Consider the following 20364-nt stretch of genomic DNA (forward strand, 5'->3'; position numbering starts at 1 on the left):
CAGTTCGGTCCCTATCCGTCGTGGGCGCAGGAAGTTTGAGAGGAGTTGTCCTTAGTACGAGAGGACCGGGATGAACGGACCACTGGTGCATCTGTTGTCTTGCCAAAGGCATAGCAGAGAAGCCAAGTCTGGAAGGGATAAACGCTGAAGGCATCTAAGCGTGAAGCCCCCCTCAAGATAAGACTTCCCATCCAGAAATGGAGTAAGACCCCTTAGAGACTATGAGGTAGATAGGCTTAGGCTGTAAGTGCAGTAATGCATGTAGGTACTAAGTACTAACGGTTCGAGGGTTTGACCTAACAATAAAAGGTTAAAAGATTGTGTTTAGTTTTGGAAGTACAAACTTTCAAATGGCCCAGTGGTACAGTTGGTTAGCACGCCGCCCTGTCACGGCGGAGGTCGAGGGTTCGAGTCCCTTCTGGGTCGTTTAAGTTAAGTAATTAACTTAAAAATTTAAAAATATGGTCGCTTAGCTCAGCTGGGAGAGCACCTGCCTTACAAGCAGGGGGTCATAGGTTCGAGCCCTATAGCGACCATTTATACGCCGACGTGGCTCAATTGGCAGAGCAGCTGACTTGTAATCAGCAGGTTATCGGTTCGAGTCCGATCGTCGGCTTATATGGAGGGATTCCCGAGCGGCCAAAGGGGGCAGACTGTAAATCTGTTGCGATAGCTTCGAAGGTTCGAATCCTTCTCCCTCCATCATTTAAATTTAATATCGCGGAGTGGAGCAGCTAGGTAGCTCGTCGGGCTCATAACCCGAAGGTCATAGGTTCAAATCCTGTCTCCGCAACCATTTATGCCCAGATAGCTCAGTCGGTAGAGCAGAGGACTGAAAATCCTCGTGTCGCTGGTTCGATTCCGGCTCTGGGCATTTTGTATGGGTCACTAGCTCAGTCGGTAGAGCACTTGACTTTTAATCAAGTTGTCCCGGGTTCGATTCCCGGGTGGCTCATATTTAAAAGTCCTATGTCTAATATAACTATTAGATGTAGGGCTTTTTTTTATAATTAAAAAAGTAAACTAGATAAACAATAAATAAAAGTCTATAATGAAGATATTAATTTAATGGAGAGAAGAGTAGGAGAGATTGATGTGAATAATTATCTTACAGAACAAGATATTAAAAAAATGAAAGATGAAATAGAGTACCGAAAAGTGGTTGTACGTAAGAAATGCAATGAAGATGTTAAAGAAGCAAGAGCTCATGGAGACTTAAGTGAAAATTACGAATATAAAGCAGCTAAAAGAGAAAGGGGGAGAAATGAGGGCCGTATTAAATATTTAGAACGTATGATTAAGACAGCTACCATCATAAACGATACAACTTCAGCTGAAGAAGTGGGATTAGGTAAGGATGTTACTATTTACTTTATAGAAGATGATTTTGAAGTAGATTATAAAATAGTAACAACTATGGAGACAGATGCACTTAATAATAAAATAAGCATAGAATCTCCATTAGGAAAGGAAATTTACAAAAAGAAAGTAGGAGATGAAGTAAAAGTAAATTCCCCTGATGGAGAATATACGGTTAGAATAAATAAGATATCTACAAAAAAGTAAATCATTTTAAACGAAGTATAATGTCCTAATATTAAGAATATAATAAAATAAATTCAGAAATAGGGGGATATTAGGACATGCAACAAATAGATTTTAATGTACTTAGAAGAGCTCAAGATTCAGCTAAACAAATAGAAAGACTTACACAATTTATTAATGCTAAAGGTATAGACATGCGTGCCTTTAAAAGGGATCCAGATAATTATAAGGAACTTATTAAACAGTATAGTACGCAGTGTATAGATCAAGGTATTTTTGAAGAAAGTAGGGAAATATTAGATAGAGAATTTGATAAGTTGTGTGAATACCAAAGATTTAACAGTGAAAATTTAGTTAATAACTTTTATGATACAGCAAAAACTATTTTGTTATCTTCAATAGAGGATTAAAAACGAACCTAGCAGCAAAATAAGGTGAAGGATTTAAGACATTAACACCTACTTTGTTGCTAGGTTTTATTATTTTATTTGAATAAAGAAGGAGATTCATGTAAACTTAAGAGTATAAAATCATAAGAAAACAGTTAAGAGGTTTAAGAAGTGAATACACCCTTGTATAATAAATTATTAAATTATAGAAATGAAAAAATACCTTTTCATATGCCTGGGCATAAATTTGGAAAGGCAGCGGACTTAAGTAAGTTAAATTTATCTTATTTAGACAATACAGAAGTTAAGGGATTAGATAATTTATATGCAGCTGAAGCTATTATTAAAGAAGCAAGTAGGCTAATGGCAGACTTTTATGGTGCTAAAGAGACAATATTTTTAACTAATGGTTCTACAGCAGGAATTTTAGCAAGTATTTTAGCTGTATGTAATCCTGGTGATAAGATACTTGTAGCACGAAATAGTCATCACAGTGTATGGAGTGCTCTTATACATGCTGGTGCAATACCTATTTATATTAATCCTAAATATGAAGCGGAGGAAGATTTACTAGGAGAGGTTGCTCTGCAGGATATACAGGCGGCTATTGAAAGGTATCCTGACATAAAAGCAGCTATTATTGTAAGTCCTACTTATGAAGGAATAGTATCAGATATTGAAAGTATAGCTAATTATCTTCACAAAAAAGATAAAATACTTATAGTTGATGAAGCTCATGGGGCACATTTTATACTAGGAGAAAAATTTCCTATAAGTAGTATAAGAAAAGGAGCAGATTTAGTAATTAATAGTTTACATAAGACATTACCTACTTTAACCCAAAGTGCATTGCTCCATATTTGTTCAGATAGAGTGTCTTATTCTAAAGTAATAACAGTACTTCGCATGATTCAAACAAGTAGCCCTTCCTATATGTTAATGGGGATAATAGATTATATGAGAGGATACCTCATAGAGCATAAAGAAGAAATTGATAAAGGCTATATAGAAGAACTTATTTCTATGAGAGGAGATTTAAAGAAACTTTCACACCTTAAACTAATTGAATTCTATTTAGAAAGGTATGATAGAAGTAAAATAATTATTTCTACTAGAGGCACCAATATAGATGGCTATCAGTTAGCGGACTGGCTTGATCAAAAATATAATATAGTAGTAGAAGCAGCATTAAGTACGTATGTTATTTTAATGACTACTTTAGCGGATGATAAACAAACTTTAGGTTTATTAAAAGAATCCCTTTTTGAAATAGATGGGTCATTAGTAAAATCACCTATTATAACTACAAATAATGATTTTTTAGGTATGAACATAGTTGAGGGGATGAGTCCAAGAGATGTTTTTTATGCAGATAAAGAATGGTGTCAATTAGGGAGTTGTGAAGGGAAAAAAATAGCACGCCATATTATGCTTTATCCACCAGGAGTACCTATTATATGCCTTGGAGAAACGATAAATTTTAGGAATATTATGTATATAGAAAAACTACAGGATAAATTGCAGGGCATAAAAAAAGAAAATAAGGTACTTTATTTAGAGGTATTAAAAGTTAAAGAGAATATATAAGGACAAAGATGTAAAATGCACAGTTAAAAATTAGAGAATAAATAAGCAAATTAAAATAATTTATATATAAAGTTAAAGCAGGAGGTACCCATGAAAGGAAGACTTATTACAATAGAGAGTGGTTCTGATGCAAGTGGAAAAGCAACACAAACAAAAAAATTATATGAACGCCTTTTAACAGAAGGCTATAGGGTAAAAAAAGTAGAATATCCTAATTATACATCAGAGTCATCTGCCTTAGTAAAAATGTATTTAAGTGGAAAATTTGGAAAGAATGCAGAGGATGTAGATGCTTATATAGCATCCACTTTTTTTGCTGCAGATCGTTATGCTTCTTATAAGACGGAGTGGGAAAGCTTTTATAAAGAAGGTGGGATTATATTAGCAGATAGATATACTACCTCTAATATGGTACACCAAGCATGTAAATTAAATAATGTATTGGAAAGAGAAAAATTTTTAAATTGGTTATGGCAATATGAGTTTGAAATGTACAAGCTTCCTATACCCAACTGTGTTATATTTCTAGATGTACCGATTGATTATAGTGTGGAGCTTATGAAAAATAGGGAAAATAAATTTACAGGAGAAAAGCAAAAGGATATTCATGAGAGTAATATAGATTACCTTATTCAGTCGTATAAAAATGCTTTAGAAGTAGCTAGTAAGTATGGATGGCAAAAGATTAGGTGTACACGGGATAGTAAATTAAGGGAGATAGAGGATATTCATGAGGAAATTTATAGTAAGGTAATAGAAGTTTTAAAATAGTTAGTAGTAGGAGGTGTATAAAATTTAAAAGAAATGTCGATATACTAAATAGAGCGAAAAGAATAATAGGCAATAGAAATGACTTTAATATTGCAATGCCATTTAGAATAACTTAAAATGAAGGTAAGATAAGCGGCCTATTATAAGAAATAAATTAGGGGAGCGGAGACATGGCAAATATTCAAATTAGTAATGTTAAGATGCCTACATTAAAAGAATTACCGGGAACAAGTGAAGTTAAGATAGATAAAGGTTTTAAGTTTACTTTACTAGGACAAATAGAAGAAAATGAACTTCAAGACCGTCTTAAAGAAATGGTAGAGAAGATTACTCAGCAAGGATCTAAGATAGCAGAGCACATGGATATTAGAGATTTAAAAGTTTATCGTGGCCTTATTTCTAACTTTATGAATGAAGTTGTTGTTAATTCTCATAAGTTTTCAAGAGAAAACTTTTTAGACCGCCGTGGGAGACATAGGGTATATGGTATTGTTCGTGTAGTAAATGAAAAATTAGATGAACTTGCCCAGGAGCTTCTTAAATCAGAGAAAAATCAAATGGATATCTTGGATCGTATAGGAGAAGTACAAGGATTACTTCTAGACATAATTACCTAAGAGAGGCTGTTGCAAAATATCTTGACCTACACTAGCTAGTAAAGGTGCTTAAGAAGAGTTTACTAGTAGTTAAGGCGAGGCAATTTGTAGCAGTCTCTTTTCTTATTGAATGAGTAAGACATAAAAATAGTATGGATAAATGTCCCAGTATTACTAGAAAAAGAAAAGGAGATAAAATGGAAGCATTTCAACATATTAGAGGGAATGAAGATGTAAAAGCTTATTTTACAAAAGTAATTAAAAAGAATAAATTATCCCATAGCTATATATTTGAGGGGCCTTATGGAGTTGGAAAGAATACTTTTGCCTTAGCATTGGCTAAATATATTTTATGTGAGGCAAAAGAAGGGAATAAGCCCTGTAACTCTTGTAAGTCCTGCTATATGACTCATGCAGGAACGCACCCAGACCTTATTTCTATTGAAAAGGATACAAAGGTAACAAAGATAGAAACAATTAGAAATAATATGGTAAAAGAAATGGATATTAAGCCCTATCAATCCGACTACAAGGTAGTTATTGTAAAGGCAGCAGATACCATTACTATAGAAGGTCAAAATGCTATGTTAAAAACCATAGAGGAGCCTCCAAGTTATGGTATTATTATTTTAGTATGTGAAAATGCATCTAGAATGCTACCTACTATAAAATCACGTTGTATTATGGTACGTTTTAATCCACTTACTAAAAAGCAACTAGATACCTATTTAATCGATGAGCCAATTAGTGAAAGTAAACGAGAGGTACTTAAAAAATTATCAGAAGGAAGCATAGGAAAGGTTAAAGACATTTTAAAAGATGAGAGTTTCTTTGAATTACGTGACCAAGCTGTTAACTACCTACAACGTTTAGATAAAGCAGATTTAATAGGTGTCTATGACTTAGTAAAAGAAATTACTGAACAAAAGGAAGAGATAGAAAAGATTTTAGAACACTGGTTACTTTGGTATCGAGATATTGCTATTATTAAGGCTGTAGGAATAGGTGATTTGTATTATAGCGATTACCAGCAACAGTTGTTGGACATAGCTTATAAATTAACGTATAATAAAGTTAGTCAAAATATTGACTGTATTATAAAGGCATTAGCAGATATGAGACAAAATATATATAGTACGTTTGTTATAGAGAACTTATTACTCAGGTTAAAGGAGAGGAAAAAATGATAACAGTTATAGGCATACGCTTTAGGCGGGCTGGTAAGATATATTACTTCGATCCTGAAGATATCCAATATGAACAAGGGCAACATGCTATAGTAGAAACTGCCAGAGGCATAGAATATGGCGAGGTTGTGATTGCAAATAAACAAATAAATGATAAAGAGGTCATTCAGCCTCTTAAAAAGGTTATTCGTCCCGCTTCTAAAGAAGATGATGCAATTTATGAACAAAATAAAGAAAAAGAAAAAGAAGCCTTTGCTATTTGTAAAGAGAAAATTATCAAACATGGCTTAGATATGAAACTTATTGATGTAGAGTACACCTTTGATAATAATAAAGTTCTTTTCTACTTTACTTCTTATGAACGTGTGGACTTTAGAGAACTTGTTAAAGAATTGGCATCCATTTTCAAAACCCGTATTGAACTTAGACAAATTGGTGTAAGAGATGAAACGAAAATGTGTGGGGGAATGGGGATTTGTGGACGCAACTTATGCTGCAATACTTTCTTAGGGGATTTCCAACCTGTATCTATTAAAATGGCAAAGGAACAAAGTCTTTCACTTAATCCTATTAAGATATCTGGGATTTGTGGGCGACTTATGTGTTGTTTAAAATATGAACAAGATTGTTATGTAGAAATTAAAGATCGTCTACCAGAGGTTGGAGATACAGTTATAACTCCTGAAGGTAAAGGGGAGGTATTATCTGTTAATCTATTAAGAGAGCAAATCAAAGTAGCAGTTAAGAAAAAAGATAAAGATGAAAAAGAAGCCCTTATTTATTCAAGTAAGGATATTAAGATTATGGGTAGAAAGAAGAAATGTTGTCGTGAGGAGAGCTTAGATGACGAATATAAAGGATTTGACTTTAGTTCGCTCGAATGAGAGAGTTGATGATTTAGAAAGAAATGGATACCTGTTAATACAAAATCCCGAAGTATTTTGCTTCGGGATTGATGCTATCTTATTAGCACATTTTGCGAAGATAAGTAGTGATAAGCAAAAGGTATTAGATATAGGAACAGGGACAGGTATTATTCCTATCGTGATGCATGCCAATTATCAAAAAGGGAATTATACAGGGATTGATATTCAAGAAGAGATGGTTGAAATGGCTAATCGTTCTGTTAAGCTAAATGGTATAGAGGGCAGTGTACGGATGCTTCATGTAGATATTAGGAATTACAAGGATTACTTTAAGTCTTGTGAGTTTGATATAATTACGACAAATCCTCCTTATATGAAAGGGGATATTGGACTTAAGAATGAACATCCTTCTAAAAACCTAGCAAGACATGAGATTGCTTGTACACTAGAGGATATCATTAATGCAAGTAGTGATATGTTAAAATATAGTGGGAAGCTCTGTATGATTCATAGACCTTTACGTTTAGTAGAAATACTAATGACTATGAAGAAGTATAATTTAGAGCCTAAAAGATTGAGATTTATTCATCCTAAAAAAAATCGTGAACCCAATATGGTTTTAATTGAAGCTGTTAAAAATGCTAAACCAGAGATGCGAGTACAGCCACCACTTATTGTTTATAATGAGGATGGTTCTTATACAGATGAAATATATGAGATATATGGCAAGGAAAAGAAGGAGTAAAACAAATGAGTGAGTATGGTGTTTTAACCTTATGTGCAACGCCTATTGGCAATTTAGAGGATATGACCTATCGAGGGGTACGTTTATTAAAAGAAGCAGACTTTATTGCTGCAGAAGACACAAGACATACCAAGAAACTTCTTAATCACTTTGAAATTCACACAAAGCTGATTAGTTATCATGAACATAATAAAATGGAAAAGGGACTGGAGCTTATCAGTCTTTTAAAAGAAGGAAAAAATATTGTATTAGTGACAGATGCTGGTACGCCGGGTATCTCTGATCCGGGTGAAGATTTAGTGAGATTAGCCATAGAAGAAAGTATAACAGTTACCTCAGCACCTGGAGCAGTTGCTGGCATTACTGCCCTTATTATTTCCGGACAATCTACAAGGCGTTTTGTATTTGAGGGTTTTTTACCTTCTAATAAAAAAGAAAAGCTAGAGGTTTTGGAACGTCTTAAAGAAGAAACGCGTACTATCATTATGTATGAAGCCCCCCATCGTCTTATAAAGACTTTAAAAAGCTTATATGAAGCTTTAGGGGATAGAGGGATAACAATTACTAAGGAACTGACTAAGAAGCATGAAATGGCTTTTAAAACGACAATAGAAGGTGCACTTGCACGCTATGAAGAAGAAGAGCCTCGAGGTGAATATGTGCTTGTTATACAAGGCAAGGACTTCAAGGAATTACAAGAGGAAGCGAAACAGGAATGGACTAGTTTATCCATTGAAGAGCATATGCAGCACTATCTTAATCAAGGCATGGATGAAAAGTCTGCCATGAAAGTAGTAGCTAAAGATAGGGGAGTAGGTAAACGAGAAATTTATGCCTACTTGCACAAATAATACAAAATCAGTTGTCATTAAATAGGCTAAAGATAGCACCTATTATCTTCATTTGAAGGTAATAGGTGCTATCTTTATATACTATACTATTATTTAATAGGGTTATTAAAAAAGACAATAAACTCACTGCCTTCACCTAAAATACTATTAGCAAAAATTTGAGATTCATGGGTGTCACAAATTTGTTTAGCAATAGCCAGGCCTAACCCTGTTCCACCAGTATTTTTAGTACGGGCTTCATCCGCTCTGTAAAAACGTTCAAATATAGAATGAAGGTGTTCACTAGCGATACCGATACCTGTATCTTTTACTGAGACAGTGATTGCCTTAAAGGTTTGTACACACGAAAGAGTAATCTTTCCTCCCTCAGGGGTGTATTTAATTGCATTATCGATGAGGATACGTAAAAGTTCTTTAATCAAATGACAATCACCATGAATAGTAATATCAGGTTCTATACGTGCGATAAACTCATGTTCATCATCAATAAATTGGATTTCTTTAAGGGTTTGAAGAGCGAGTTTAGAAAGATTTATATCCGTTTTTTCAACCTTTAAGGTCTTCTTGTCACTACGTGCTAAGAAGAGGAGTTTTTCAACAAGAATCTTCATACTAGCTGCTTCATCTTTAATAGACTGTATGCTTTCAATTAATACATCGGGATTTTCAGTACCCCACCTATCGAGCATATCTACATATCCTTGAATAACAGCAATGGGAGTACGTAGCTCGTGAGAAGCATCTGAAACAAAATGTTGTTGCTGCTCTACAAAAACCTCTAACCTGTCCATCATGGCATTAAAGGTGAGGGCAAGGTCTTTGAGTTCATCCTTAGCTCCTGTTGTATCTAAGCGTCCTTTCAGTTCATTTCCACTAATCCTTTGAACTGTGTTCGTCATATCCTTTAAAGGTTCAAACATTTTAGTAACTAATACTTTTCCAAAAGATAAGAAAAGGCTAAGTGAAATAAAAAGTAAAATAATCATAACAACGAAAAAAGTTTGCCCAGGTGAAAAAGGTGAAAGGGTAGGATTTTTTAAATAATATATAAAAATAGGGATACCAAATGCAAGGGTTAAAGAAAAAAGAGCAACATAAAGTAGCCCATAAATAAAATTTAGTTTAAAGGTAATAGAAAAACGTATTTTTTTAAAGATAAAACCAATAAACATACTTATACTAAGGATAATGTAATTTAAAAGTGCAAAGGTTGCACGAAAGATAAATGTAACTCCAAAGAAAAGAACTCGAAATATTTTTTTTAATGCATTAAACATCTTTTATTTGATACCCCATTCCCCTAACTGTATGGATGATTTTAACCTCAAATACTTGGTCAATTTTACTTCTTAAGTAGCGAATGTAGACATCCACTACATTGGTATCTCCACTATAATCATATCCCCAAACTTTTTCTAAAATATGCTCACGGCTAAGAACTATATTTTTATTAAGCATGAGGTAATGGAGAAGCTCAAACTCTCTTTTGGTAAGTAGAATAGGTATATGATCATAACTAACCTCAAACTTTTCTGGGCAGATATGTAGTTTCCCACAAGTAAGAGAAGAAGAGGTAAGAGCTGAAGAAGATGCACTTTTGAGTTTGAAAACCACACGGATACGAGCTAGAAGTTCCTCAATAGCAAAAGGCTTAGTCATGTAATCTTGTGCACCTAAATCAAGTCCCATTACTTTATCCATAACATCATCTTTAGCTGTTAGCATAATAACTGGCATATCAGATACTTGACGAATACGTCTTAGAACTTCCATACCATTTAAAGAAGGAAGCATAACATCTAAGATAATGAGATGATAGTTGTGTTGTAAAGCTTTACTTAAACCTTCACGACCATCATGAGAAATATCCACTGTATAACCTTCATGTTGCAGTTCAAGTTGTAAAAAACGCGCTATCTTTACTTCATCTTCAATAATTAGAATAGATTGATTCATAGGACCTCCTCAATAAGATGGGTAGAGAAAAAGAATTTGAGTTTATTATAACATAAAAAAGAGGACTGTTAGGCCAGTCCTTTAAACTTTACTTTGAAATGTTATCAATGGTTGAGTTAATTTTTTCAGCAATATCATTATCACCCTTCACCTGGATTTTCACACCAAACACAATTGCAATAAGCAAGGTAATAAGTGAAATATAAAGGGTACAAATAATAAGAATAAGTGCAATAGAAAGAGGTACATTTACATAGGTATGCCCCTTTTTGCTCAGAATAAAACGTGTTGCATTGAGCTTATCGATGAAAGAAGTAACCTTTTGACTAGGTGTAGGCTCTGGCTGAGGAGCACTCTTAAGCTTTGCTGTTTTTTCAAGATAAAGAAGGGCTTCGACTACATCGCCATCACTCTTTTCTAAAGCTTCTTTTGCCTCTGCATAAGTGACATGAGCTCTTGCCATAATTAAATCAATTTGTTCAATAGTGATTGTTCCCATAATATCTATCTCCTTTTAAATTACTTTATTGAATAGTATGAGTATAAGAGATAGATATTAGAAGGATATAAGTAGATGATTAGAATTAGATTAGAAAAGAAATAAAAACATATTAGATGTGCTTAAACTGATTAAAAAGTGGTAAGTCAAACACATCAGAATCTTCATCTGTTTCAATGACACATTCATCTTCATCACTCCAGTAAAAGAGAACCTTTTCACCGGAAATAAGGCCAAGATCAAGATGTAGATTAGGCTTCATACCAAGTAGGAGAGCTTTGACCTCCTCTGTAAGAGAAGCAATAATCATAGAGAAACCTTCTTTTTCTTCAAGTGCTTCCTCAAGTGAAGAAAGCTCATGAAGGTTATAAGCAATATGGGTAGCTGCTAAAAACTTTTCTTTAAAAGTAGCGACTTCGGTAGAACATGTATTAGGAAAATAAATATTTACTTTATCACAAAGTGTAAAGAGGTAGTTTAAAATATGTTGCAACTCCTCTGTACGTATTTCAGATAATCTAGCATAACGTCTCATCAAATAATAGACTCCTATCTTTTGTAGTGGATTTTATAAAGTTATTATATCCAATTAAGGGAAGACTATCAATAAGAGATTAAGTGCCTATTTAAATTTAGAATAGGTCTTTTTAAGGTCCTGAATACGAGTAGCTAATTCTTGAGACATTTGACTAATTGTATTTGCGGCTTGAGTTTGGGTGACGCTTTCAGCAGAAACTTCTTCTGTGATACTTACAGCCTGTTCAATGACAAGCGAAATATCATGAATTGCTTGCATAGCCAAATCCTTTTCCTTAACAATAGTTTCAAGGAGTTTAGTAACTTTTTGCATATCAGAAGCGACTTCTTCCATCTTTACCATAATAGTATTAAAGGTTTCAGTAGCAGTTAGAGCAATAGGAAGCTGGCTATTGACAGAAGAAATAGTTTTTTCCATACCTACTATAGTGATATCTTTCTTGGTGTAGATAATATCTAAAGTTCTAGCAATCGTATCAATAGCATCTTGAGTTTGATAAGAGAGTTTACGAATTTCATCAGAAACTACGGCAAAGCCTTTACCATTTGCACCTGCCCTTGCAGCTTCTATAGCAGCATTAAGAGAAAGTAGGGAGGTTTGGTCGTTGATACCTGTTACAATATCTAATATTTTGCGAATATTATTAACTTCATTACCTAGATCTAATATATGGTCATTAACGTTATGACTTATATCAATGGTATGGTTGGCGCTATCTACGAGAGTAAGGAGTTCACCTTTAGTTTTTTTACTCATAGAGATAGTTGCTTCGGATGCTAAGTAGACAGTATGGATCATAGAAGAAATCGTATTGATATTAGAAGAAAGCTGAGTAATTAAGGAGGTAGCTTCTTGTACTTGAGCATTTTGCTCTTGAGCGCCAATTGTTATATTTTGAATGGCTGTTTCTACATCCTGTGAAGAGATAAGGGTACTTTCTGCACTGTGAGTAAGAGCTTTCGTACTTTCTTCTACTGAGGTGGTCATAGACTTGGCGTTATTGATTAAATGTTTAAGGGTATCTGTCATGTTGGTAAAACCATTAATAAGGAGTTGTATTTCTTTATTAGGTATTTTGATACGTGAGATTTCAGGGAAATCTAATCGACCTTTACTTACTTCACCCATATAATTACAAATACGAACAATAGGCTTAGAGATAGACTTAACAAATCCTATAGAAAAAATCAAAAGGATAACAACAAACAAAATAGAAATAATAAGAGTAAAGGATAGCATAGAATAAAGATCCTTCATAAGGACTTTAAGAGGAGCATCAATAAAAGCTATCCAACCATTGGTACAGCGTGCATAACTAATTAAGTTATTGTTTTTAATAAAAGTGCCAGAAGGAGCTTCACTTTCCCTAATATAATCTAAGCTCTCTTGATGTTCATTAGAAAAAAGTGCTTTATCAGGAAGCTCTTTATCACTAAAGACAACTTGTCTTTGATCATCTAATAGAACAATAGAAATCTCATCATGAATACTTGTTACTTTAAGAACTTCATCATAATAGGTTCCATTAATAGCAAATACAATATAAGAAGTAATGACTCCACTAATAGGACGTATAACGTAAACACCAGCTATACTAGGTTGATCTATGTAAAGCCAAGTATTTTGATCAAAGGGAACATTTTTAATGGACTCATAATAAGTAGAATCATAAAATTCAGAAGAAGAAAAATAAGGTTTGAGATTTCTAAGATTAGGAGTGATATTTTTAGTAGAATTAATGTTATATTGTAAAGTATTATTAGAAATAAAATAGATGCCGTTAATAAATTGGTCTTGTCCAAGGAGTGAGAACATCTTTTTATCCATTTCATTTCCAAGAAGTGTTTTCTGTGAAGGAGATGCAGCATGAATAGAGTTAGCAAAATTGATAATATTAGAACTAGATAAAATTTGGTCAATAGAAGTATTAACTGCTGTATTCGAATAATCAATAGTATAGTTGAGTTGATCCATGAGCTTTTGAGAATAGGCACCTACTGAATCTTGCATAACATTCGTAGTAGTGGTAGTCATAAGACCGATTAAAAGAGTGGGTGGGAGAATGCTAATTATAAGAAGAATGGAAGTTACTTGAATAAAAAGGGAAAATTTTTTTTTGTTCATAGTTAAACTCCTCCAATATAAAGCAAGTATTTGTATACTTTTAATTATATTGATAGGAGTTTGGAAAGTACATCAATTAGTGGAAACACAGTAGAATTATAAACTATTAAAGTAGAAAAATTTAATAATTTAAGAGAGGAGCCAGTCATAAGTGAATTGGGATTTGAAGGTGTGCACAACATCATGATAATTAGAAAAGCCTTCATCCAAAAGCCGATTATCAAAAATCATCTGTACCTCGTCATTGGCTAACATATTCCATACATATACGAGTATTCCCTCTGCAGAAAACAGAGAAAGAGTAGAAAGCATGTGATTAAAATCATTTTTTAATGTCTCTGAAGCATAAGGGGAATTAATAATTGGATTAAATAATTCTGTTTGTAAAAAGTTTAATAGTTCTTGTTTTTTTTCCATACCCATACACTTCCTCCTTCTATTCGTTCATATTATAAAGTGGTAGGACATACTATGAGGCGAACACCCCTACTATTATAGATATGAGGTAAATATTCCTAGTATGCATAATGGTAAATATAAGTATATGTAAAATGAAAGTTAATATACATAAGAAGTAATAAAATAGTTTATTAGAGAAATAATAAAAGTGTGACTGTTTTGATGCTATAAAAATAGAAAGATTCTTTTTAATCATTTTTACTATCGGTTTAGAGAAAATACTATAAGTAAAAAATTTAAAAGAGGACTAAGATAGGAAAGATAAAAAATGAAAATTATGACATTTAACTTACGATCAGATAATATCTTAGATATTCATAATCGTTGGAAAAAACGAAAAGAAATTGTGTATAAAGTGATTAATAAATATCAATGTGATATTATCGGTTTACAAGAAGTGACAGGTCAAATGGAAAAAGATATAAAAGAGAATATGGAAGCATATCAAATTTTTGGTGAAGGGCGAACTAAGAAATTATTTTTAGAAAAAAATAATCTGCTTATAAAACATAATTACCCCATTCAAGCCCCTGAAACTTTTTGGCTTTCAAGTACACCTGATAGAGTAGGGAGTTCTATTTGGTATTCTTTATTTCCAAGGATTTGTACCACAGCTATTGTGGAGGTGAAGCCAGGTGTCTGTGTAAGGGTCTATAATACACATTTAGACTGTTTACTTCCATATGCACGGGAATATGGCCTTAAGAAAATTGCTCAGGCAATGGAAAAGTATCAAAAACAAGAGGATTTACCGTGCATCTTAATGGGGGATTTTAATGCTACGCCTGAGAGTAAGCTTATTAAAAATTTTAAAAATGGGGTATATAGCAATAAACACTTTATAGCTGTACAAGAAATGGATAGTCAACTTTACAAGGAATCCACTATGGGGATGTTTAAAGGGAAGGAAAAGGGAATGCATATTGATTATATTTTTGTATCGGATGATTTCAATATAAAAGATGTGAGGATTGTGAGGGATAATATGGAAGGGAAGTACCCTTCTGATCACTATCCTATTATTGCAGACATTGAACTTTAGCAAAGAAGGAAGCATAAAAAGAAAATGAGGGGGAAAGAAGATGTGGAAAGAAAAAATAGAAGATGAAGCGGTATTTGAAGATTGCACCTTTGAGGGAGAAATAATAGAAGGGCAAGAGGCTAGAAATGTGGTTTTTAAAAGTATAACCTTTAGGCAAGTGATTTTTAAAGAAGTAGAATTTCGCAAGTTAGACTTAATAGATGTAACCTTTGAAGGTTGTGATTTATCAAATATTTCTTTAGAAGATGCAAGGCTTCATAAAGTTCGTTTCAAAAGTTGCCGATTAGTGGGTATACGGTTTTTAGAGGCTCACTTCAATGAAGTAAAATTTGAAGATACCAATCTAGATTACGCCATATTAAGTGGAAGTCAGCTTAAAGAAGTAACTTTTGATACTTGCAAAATGAATGTCTTTTCTTTAGCACAATGTAAGCTTAAGAAGGTTGTATTCAAAACATGTGAAATGGTAAGGGCAGACTTAGCTGCTACACGCTTAAAAAATATTGATTTAGCAAGCTGTGATATAACAGGAATCAACATTAAGATAGAGGATTTAAGAGGTTTAACAGTAAATAGTATGCAAGCTTTAGAATTTAGTAAGCTGCTAGGGATAAATATCAAAGATCAAGACCCTTTATTTTAGCCAATAAGAGCTAAAATAAAGGGTTTCTTATATTAAGCGTAAAAATTAGGCAAGAGAAGATTTATAAATAAAATTTAGGTATTATAAAATTTAATTAGTAAAAAATTAGATTTTATAACTAAAACCAGAGCAGATAAATAGTATATTTTAAATAGAATAACTAATATTTATAATAAGCATTAGAATTATATATAAATGATTTTTATAAAACCATTGAATAAACTCCTTAAAAAATGTAATATGAACTTGAAATTGAATATTTAAAATATTAAAAATTATATAAGGAGGGTTAAAAAATGAATCTAGTTGTTTTAGCACCAATAGGCGCTACTCTTGCATTATTCTTTGCCATCTACTTTAGTTTACGTGTATTAAAGTTAGATGAAGGTACAGATAAGATGAGGGATATTGCAGGCAAAATACGAATAGGAGCAAAAGCTTATTTAGTTAGGCAATACAAAGGAGTTGGTATTTTCTTTGCAGGCATGTTTCTCGTTCTTTTACTTCTTAGCTACTTTAAATATGTATCTGTTTTTGTACCCTATGCCTTTATTACAGGTGGATTTTTCTCTGGTTTAAGTGGTTTTTTAGGTATGAAGATTGCTACTTCAGCTAATGCAAGGACAGCTCATGCTTGTACAAAAAGTTTAAATGGTGGTTTAAGAGTAGCTTTTTCAAGTGGGGCAGTTATGGGGCTTGTAGTTGTTGGTTTTGGGCTTTTGGATCTTAGTATTTGGTATTACATATTAAACTGGTATTATGGTTCTTTTCCAGAAGCAGAACGTATTGTTTATATTACATCGTCTATGCTGACCTTCGGAATGGGGGCTTCTTCTATGGCTTTGTTTGCTAGAGTAGGAGGAGGAATATTTACAAAGGCTGCTGACGTAGGAGCTGATCTTGTAGGTAAGGTGGAGATTGGTATTCCAGAGGATGATCCTAGAAATCCAGCGGTTATAGCAGACAATGTAGGAGATAATGTAGGGGATGTAGCTGGCCTTGGAGCAGATCTTTATGAATCTTATGTAGGTTCTATTGTATCTTCTTGTGCTTTAGCAGTGGCCGCAGGTCTTTCTATGAAAGGAGTTATTATACCACTTGTAGTAGCAGCTATAGGTGTTGTTGCATCTATTTTAGGAACCTTTTTTGTAAAAACAGGGGAAAAGGCGTCTCAAAAAATGCTTCTCGGAGCATTAAGAAGGGGTGTTTACTTTTCAGCCATTTTGATAGCTATTTTATCTTATTTCTTAGTTGTGAATGTTTTAGGGAAGGAGCATATAGGGATTTATTTCTCTATTATTAGTGGGCTTGTAGCAGGAATTGGTATTGGTTATTTCGCGGAATATTTTACCAGTAGTCAATATAAGCCAACTAAGAATTTAGCAGATTCTTGTAAGACAGGTTCAGCAACCGTTATTATAAGTGGTCTTTCAGTTGGTATGCTTTCTACTTCACTACCTGTTATTATTGTAGGACTATCTGTTATTGTAAGTTATATCCTATCAGGTGGTATAGAAAATTTTAATATGGGCTTATATGGTATTGCTATTTCGGCAGTTGGTATGCTTTCTACGTTGGGTATTACCCTTGCAACAGATGCGTATGGTCCAGTAGCCGATAATGCGGGTGGTATTGCAGAGATGGCAAGCTTACCAGCCGTAGTAAGAGAAAGGACAGATGCTTTAGACTCCTTAGGGAATACTACAGCAGCGACAGGTAAAGGTTTTGCCATTGGTTCAGCTGCTTTAACCGCTTTAGCCTTTATTGCAGCTTACAAAGATTCAGTAGAGCTTTTGGTGAAACAGCACAATATTGACTTTGCCTTTGACCTTTCTATTATTAATCCAGAGGTATTAATTGGTCTTTTTGTAGGCGGAATGGCAACGTATGTTTTTGCGGCACTTGCTATGAATTCGGTAAGTGGTGCAGCAGGTAAGATTGTTATGGAAGTAAGGCGTCAGTTCAAAGAGATACCTGGTCTGATGGAAGGTAAGGCAGATCCAGATTATGCAACTTGTGTAGATATCTGTACACGAGCAGCTCAGAAGGAGCTTATTAAAATTGCACTTTTAGCAGTAGCCACACCACTCGTTATTGGGCTTCTTTTAGGACCTAATGGCGTAGCGGGTCTTTTAGCAGGGGCAACAACTACAGGTTTTATCTTAGCAGTTATGATGGCCAATTCAGGTGGGGCATGGGATAATGCAAAGAAATATATTGAAGAAGGTAATCTAGGTGGTAAAGGTTCTGAGGCTCACAAAGCAGCTGTAGTAGGTGACACAGTAGGAGATCCCTTTAAAGATACAGCAGGTCCAGCTATCAATATTCTTATCAAACTTATGTCCATGGTATCTATTGTTTTTGCTCTTTTCATTCTTTCATGGAGTATACTATAAGGTTTTAAGATAGATAAGGTGAATAATTTTTATAAAGGTAACTAAAAGCCCATTGAGGGAGCAGAAAAAAGCTCACTTGATGGGCTTTTGGTATATGAACGGAGCCTTTCTCATTATTCTTTCGTTTTTACATAGTATTTCTTAAGAAATCTTAAGTTTTTAGAGATAGGGATATTAAGAACTATAGTATAGGATAAAACTATAAGAAAAATAAGGAATAGGAGAGAGTGATATGAGCGAAAAAGAATACGAAGATTATACCCTAACGGATGAAATAGAAACAGATGAAATAATAGTAGATGAAGAGTTACCACCTCTTCAAGAGTTTCAAAAAGAAGAACTGTTTCAATCTGCTGAGTTAAAAGGAGAGGAAGCATTACAAGAAGCAGCCTTAGAAGGGGAACAATTAGAAGATGAGGTATTAGAAGAAAAGTCTAGGGAAACTTTTAAACAAGTAGTTACACAAGGTTTTGCGTATAAAAAAGGAGAAAATCAAACTTTTGAGGAAAAAATAAATCAAGAACAAATAAAAGAAAAACGCAATACTTCTTTTAATGCCTATATATATGAATCAGAAAGAAAAAATAAAAGAGGCTTTAGAAAATGGCTATTTGGTGGTATTAAGCTCCTTATCTTTTTGATGTGTCTCCCTTTTATTATTATTGTGCTAGGAGGGGTATTTGGTGTGGCAGCAGCATGTGTGGGAGGCAGTATAGCGCTTATAGGTGGAGGAATATTCCTTTTAGCTTCAGCAGCCTTTTTCGCACAGGTATTAGGGAATACACTTATTTTACTAGCCATTACCTCCTCCATTACTCTTGTTGCAACAGGACTACTAGGAGCACTTATTTGTTATATTGTTATTAGGTGGTTTATCTATAAAGCAAAAGGGTACTATCATAGGCATAAACAAAATAAACAAATAAAGGAGGAAAGATAAGATGAAAAAATGGATACTACTTTTAATAAGCATTATTATAGCAGGAACCATCAGCAGTGCAGCTATAGCAGGGCGAGTTTATTATAGTGATACGAAAAAATATGAGGATTCCAAACGAGTAGACCTCATACAAACAGCACTTGAAAATATTTATATAAGTTCAGCTATTCCAGTAGAGGTAAAGCCAACTGATGGAGAGGCTTACGTAGAGTTTAATCAGCGTTTTGTAAGTGTTATAGGGGATGCCCCCACTTATACATTAGATGTACAAACAAAGGGTGATGCATCTTATATTACATTAAGTCAAGAAAAGTTTATGGATATAGGTTTTATGGTAAAAGAGAACAAGGCACTTTGTACACTTTATTTACCACAAGATACGATTAATAAATTAGAAATTAATAGTGAATATGGACACTACTCTATAAATAACGGTCAAAATACAAATATTAACTTGAGTACAATTAATGTAAAAAATCTTCAAATTAATACCTATGGTACCAATATCTTATTAGAAGGTGCTTATGAAAATGTAAAGGTAGAGGGAAATGCGAAGTTGATTATGCGTTCTAAAGCACCAGCAAAGGTTCAATTAAATGGAGATATCAAAAGTAATTTAACAGGTCAATATGAGAAAGTAGAAATAAGTGACAGCAATCAAAGTGTATGGATTGACTCACAAACACCAGCAGAAGTATGGACACAGTCCAATAATGGTGAAATTAGGCTAAGAGGAAGCTATACTCGAGTAGATATACAGGGGACAGAACATGGTACAATAGATGTAAAGAGTGATACTTTATGTAAGATAGCAATTAATAATTATTACGGTGATACACAGATAGAAGGAGCCTTTGAAGATATTTTAGTAAATACTGAGCAAGGTAGTGTTACTGTAAATAGTACGGTTATTCCTAAGAAAATCTCTTTATTAGGCCAACTAGATAAAATTACTTTGATGCTACCTAGCAATCTACCAGGGATGGACCTTACCTATAGCGGAGAGTACTTTAATCCAAACCAAGAACCATTTAGTGACTTTGCGCTTCAAAAAGAATATACTTCTGAACAAGTAAGAAAGTATACCTTTGGAGATCAATCAACTAAAATTTTAGTTCAGGCAAGAGAAGGTAATGCTTTATATGTGTTAGATAACGGATATATTAGTGGACAAAATATCAGTGAAGAAGCAAGTGAGAATACAAAAGCATCTCCATCAGAATAGAAAGA

The 20364-nt window shown here is 33.7% G+C and carries 20 protein-coding genes, 7 tRNA genes and 1 rRNA gene; 22 read left to right on the plus strand and 6 right to left on the minus strand.

Annotated features, from left to right (window positions below; all coding sequences use genetic code 11):
• The 17 genes from CS063_RS15950 to rsmI all read left to right on the plus strand — a co-directional run.
• Positions 1-299, plus strand: a 23S ribosomal RNA gene (locus CS063_RS15950); the annotation flags it as partial.
• Positions 300-352: 53 nt separating this feature from the next.
• Positions 353-426 (plus strand) — tRNA-Asp (locus CS063_RS15955).
• 37 nt (positions 427-463) lie between these two features.
• A tRNA-Val gene (locus tag CS063_RS15960) sits at positions 464-536 on the plus strand.
• 7 nt (positions 537-543) lie between these two features.
• Positions 544-616: transfer RNA gene (locus CS063_RS15965), tRNA-Thr, on the plus strand.
• A gap of 5 nt (positions 617-621) precedes the next feature.
• Positions 622-702: transfer RNA gene (locus CS063_RS15970), tRNA-Tyr, on the plus strand.
• Positions 703-719: 17 nt separating this feature from the next.
• Positions 720-796, plus strand: a tRNA-Met gene (locus CS063_RS15975).
• Positions 797-801: 5 nt separating this feature from the next.
• A tRNA-Phe gene (locus CS063_RS15980) sits at positions 802-874 on the plus strand.
• A gap of 8 nt (positions 875-882) precedes the next feature.
• A tRNA-Lys gene (locus CS063_RS15985) sits at positions 883-955 on the plus strand.
• Between the two features lie 140 nt (positions 956-1095).
• On the plus strand, positions 1096-1566 hold the full coding sequence (gene greA, locus CS063_RS15990) for a transcription elongation factor GreA (protein ID WP_099450691.1): 471 nt from the start codon (positions 1096-1098) through the stop codon (positions 1564-1566).
• Positions 1567-1643: 77 nt separating this feature from the next.
• Positions 1644-1955 (plus strand): hypothetical protein, encoded by a 312-nt coding sequence (locus tag CS063_RS15995; protein WP_099450692.1) that lies wholly within the window; start codon positions 1644-1646, stop codon positions 1953-1955.
• A 150-nt stretch (positions 1956-2105) separates the two neighbouring features.
• Positions 2106-3521, plus strand: a complete 1416-nt coding sequence (locus tag CS063_RS16000) for an aminotransferase class I/II-fold pyridoxal phosphate-dependent enzyme (RefSeq protein WP_099450693.1) — start codon at positions 2106-2108, stop codon at positions 3519-3521.
• A 90-nt stretch (positions 3522-3611) separates the two neighbouring features.
• Complete coding sequence (locus CS063_RS16005; RefSeq protein WP_099450694.1) at positions 3612-4292, plus strand: dTMP kinase; 681 nt, start codon at positions 3612-3614, stop codon at positions 4290-4292.
• 170 nt (positions 4293-4462) lie between these two features.
• The gene (locus CS063_RS16010; protein WP_099450695.1) at positions 4463-4909 is read left to right on the plus strand and encodes a YaaR family protein; all 447 of its coding nucleotides are present in this window, start codon (positions 4463-4465) and stop codon (positions 4907-4909) included.
• A 176-nt stretch (positions 4910-5085) separates the two neighbouring features.
• Positions 5086-6075, plus strand: a complete 990-nt coding sequence (gene holB / locus CS063_RS16015; RefSeq protein ID WP_180270835.1) for a DNA polymerase III subunit delta' — start codon at positions 5086-5088, stop codon at positions 6073-6075.
• Positions 6072-6959 (plus strand): PSP1 domain-containing protein, encoded by an 888-nt coding sequence (locus tag CS063_RS16020; RefSeq protein ID WP_099450697.1) that lies wholly within the window; start codon positions 6072-6074, stop codon positions 6957-6959. Before holB ends, CS063_RS16020 begins: the two co-directional genes overlap by 4 nt.
• Positions 6919-7686: a tRNA1(Val) (adenine(37)-N6)-methyltransferase gene (locus tag CS063_RS16025; RefSeq protein WP_180270836.1), complete on the plus strand. Its 768-nt coding sequence runs from the start codon at positions 6919-6921 to the stop codon at positions 7684-7686. The genes CS063_RS16020 and CS063_RS16025 overlap by 41 nt, the downstream gene beginning before the upstream one ends.
• A 5-nt stretch (positions 7687-7691) precedes the next feature.
• On the plus strand, positions 7692-8537 hold the full coding sequence (gene rsmI / locus CS063_RS16030; RefSeq protein WP_099450698.1) for a 16S rRNA (cytidine(1402)-2'-O)-methyltransferase: 846 nt from the start codon (positions 7692-7694) through the stop codon (positions 8535-8537).
• 89 nt (positions 8538-8626) lie between these two features.
• Here rsmI and CS063_RS16035 read toward each other — a convergent pair whose 3' ends face one another.
• From CS063_RS16035 to CS063_RS16060, 6 genes are all read right to left on the minus strand, one after another.
• Complete coding sequence (locus tag CS063_RS16035) at positions 8627-9814, minus strand: sensor histidine kinase (protein WP_099450699.1); 1188 nt, start codon at positions 9812-9814, stop codon at positions 8627-8629.
• On the minus strand, positions 9807-10493 hold the full coding sequence (locus tag CS063_RS16040; protein WP_099450700.1) for a response regulator transcription factor: 687 nt from the start codon (positions 10491-10493) through the stop codon (positions 9807-9809). Before CS063_RS16040 ends, CS063_RS16035 begins: the two co-directional genes overlap by 8 nt.
• 88 nt (positions 10494-10581) lie before the next feature.
• The gene (locus tag CS063_RS16045; protein ID WP_099450701.1) at positions 10582-10992 is read right to left on the minus strand and encodes a DUF4342 domain-containing protein; all 411 of its coding nucleotides are present in this window, start codon (positions 10990-10992) and stop codon (positions 10582-10584) included.
• Positions 10993-11104: 112 nt separating this feature from the next.
• Positions 11105-11527 (minus strand): hypothetical protein, encoded by a 423-nt coding sequence (locus tag CS063_RS16050; protein WP_099450702.1) that lies wholly within the window; start codon positions 11525-11527, stop codon positions 11105-11107.
• Between the two features lie 87 nt (positions 11528-11614).
• A complete protein-coding gene (locus CS063_RS16055; protein ID WP_099450703.1) occupies positions 11615-13654 on the minus strand; it encodes a methyl-accepting chemotaxis protein in 2040 nt (679 codons plus the stop codon).
• 129 nt (positions 13655-13783) lie between these two features.
• A complete protein-coding gene (locus tag CS063_RS16060; protein WP_099450704.1) occupies positions 13784-14077 on the minus strand; it encodes a hypothetical protein in 294 nt (97 codons plus the stop codon).
• A gap of 304 nt (positions 14078-14381) precedes the next feature.
• On the opposite strand from CS063_RS16060, the gene CS063_RS16065 reads away from it, so the two are divergent.
• From CS063_RS16065 to CS063_RS16085, 5 genes are all read left to right on the plus strand, one after another.
• On the plus strand, positions 14382-15155 hold the full coding sequence (locus CS063_RS16065) for an endonuclease/exonuclease/phosphatase family protein (RefSeq protein WP_099450705.1): 774 nt from the start codon (positions 14382-14384) through the stop codon (positions 15153-15155).
• Between the two features lie 40 nt (positions 15156-15195).
• The gene (locus CS063_RS16070) at positions 15196-15798 is read left to right on the plus strand and encodes a pentapeptide repeat-containing protein (protein WP_099450706.1); all 603 of its coding nucleotides are present in this window, start codon (positions 15196-15198) and stop codon (positions 15796-15798) included.
• A gap of 296 nt (positions 15799-16094) precedes the next feature.
• Positions 16095-18194, plus strand: a complete 2100-nt coding sequence (locus CS063_RS16075; RefSeq protein WP_099450707.1) for a sodium-translocating pyrophosphatase — start codon at positions 16095-16097, stop codon at positions 18192-18194.
• 232 nt (positions 18195-18426) lie between these two features.
• Complete coding sequence (locus CS063_RS16080) at positions 18427-19134, plus strand: DUF4013 domain-containing protein (RefSeq protein WP_099450708.1); 708 nt, start codon at positions 18427-18429, stop codon at positions 19132-19134.
• 1 nt (position 19135) lies between these two features.
• Positions 19136-20359 (plus strand): DUF4097 family beta strand repeat-containing protein, encoded by a 1224-nt coding sequence (locus tag CS063_RS16085; protein WP_099450709.1) that lies wholly within the window; start codon positions 19136-19138, stop codon positions 20357-20359.
• Positions 20360-20364: the final 5 nt, after the last annotated feature.

It is taken from the genome of Sporanaerobium hydrogeniformans (assembly GCF_002735925.1).
Taxonomy (GTDB): Bacteria; Bacillota; Clostridia; order Lachnospirales; family Cellulosilyticaceae; genus Sporanaerobium; species Sporanaerobium hydrogeniformans.

Coding starts and splice junctions, on each gene's coding strand:
- CS063_RS15995 (WP_099450692.1), top strand. CDS start 1,644: ATGCAACAAATAGATTTTAATGTACTTAGAAGAGCTCAAGATTCAGCT.
- CS063_RS16005 (WP_099450694.1), top strand. CDS start 3,612: ATGAAAGGAAGACTTATTACAATAGAGAGTGGTTCTGATGCAAGTGGA.
- CS063_RS16010 (WP_099450695.1), top strand. CDS start 4,463: ATGGCAAATATTCAAATTAGTAATGTTAAGATGCCTACATTAAAAGAA.
- holB (WP_180270835.1), top strand. CDS start 5,086: ATGGAAGCATTTCAACATATTAGAGGGAATGAAGATGTAAAAGCTTAT.
- CS063_RS16020 (WP_099450697.1), top strand. CDS start 6,072: ATGATAACAGTTATAGGCATACGCTTTAGGCGGGCTGGTAAGATATAT.
- CS063_RS16025 (WP_180270836.1), top strand. CDS start 6,919: ATGACGAATATAAAGGATTTGACTTTAGTTCGCTCGAATGAGAGAGTT.
- rsmI (WP_099450698.1), top strand. CDS start 7,692: ATGAGTGAGTATGGTGTTTTAACCTTATGTGCAACGCCTATTGGCAAT.
- CS063_RS16035 (WP_099450699.1), bottom strand. CDS start 9,814: ATGTTTAATGCATTAAAAAAAATATTTCGAGTTCTTTTCTTTGGAGTT.
- CS063_RS16040 (WP_099450700.1), bottom strand. CDS start 10,493: ATGAATCAATCTATTCTAATTATTGAAGATGAAGTAAAGATAGCGCGT.
- CS063_RS16045 (WP_099450701.1), bottom strand. CDS start 10,992: ATGGGAACAATCACTATTGAACAAATTGATTTAATTATGGCAAGAGCT.
- CS063_RS16050 (WP_099450702.1), bottom strand. CDS start 11,527: ATGAGACGTTATGCTAGATTATCTGAAATACGTACAGAGGAGTTGCAA.
- CS063_RS16055 (WP_099450703.1), bottom strand. CDS start 13,654: ATGAACAAAAAAAAATTTTCCCTTTTTATTCAAGTAACTTCCATTCTT.
- CS063_RS16060 (WP_099450704.1), bottom strand. CDS start 14,077: ATGGGTATGGAAAAAAAACAAGAACTATTAAACTTTTTACAAACAGAA.
- CS063_RS16065 (WP_099450705.1), top strand. CDS start 14,382: ATGAAAATTATGACATTTAACTTACGATCAGATAATATCTTAGATATT.
- CS063_RS16070 (WP_099450706.1), top strand. CDS start 15,196: ATGTGGAAAGAAAAAATAGAAGATGAAGCGGTATTTGAAGATTGCACC.
- CS063_RS16075 (WP_099450707.1), top strand. CDS start 16,095: ATGAATCTAGTTGTTTTAGCACCAATAGGCGCTACTCTTGCATTATTC.
- CS063_RS16080 (WP_099450708.1), top strand. CDS start 18,427: ATGAGCGAAAAAGAATACGAAGATTATACCCTAACGGATGAAATAGAA.
- CS063_RS16085 (WP_099450709.1), top strand. CDS start 19,136: ATGAAAAAATGGATACTACTTTTAATAAGCATTATTATAGCAGGAACC.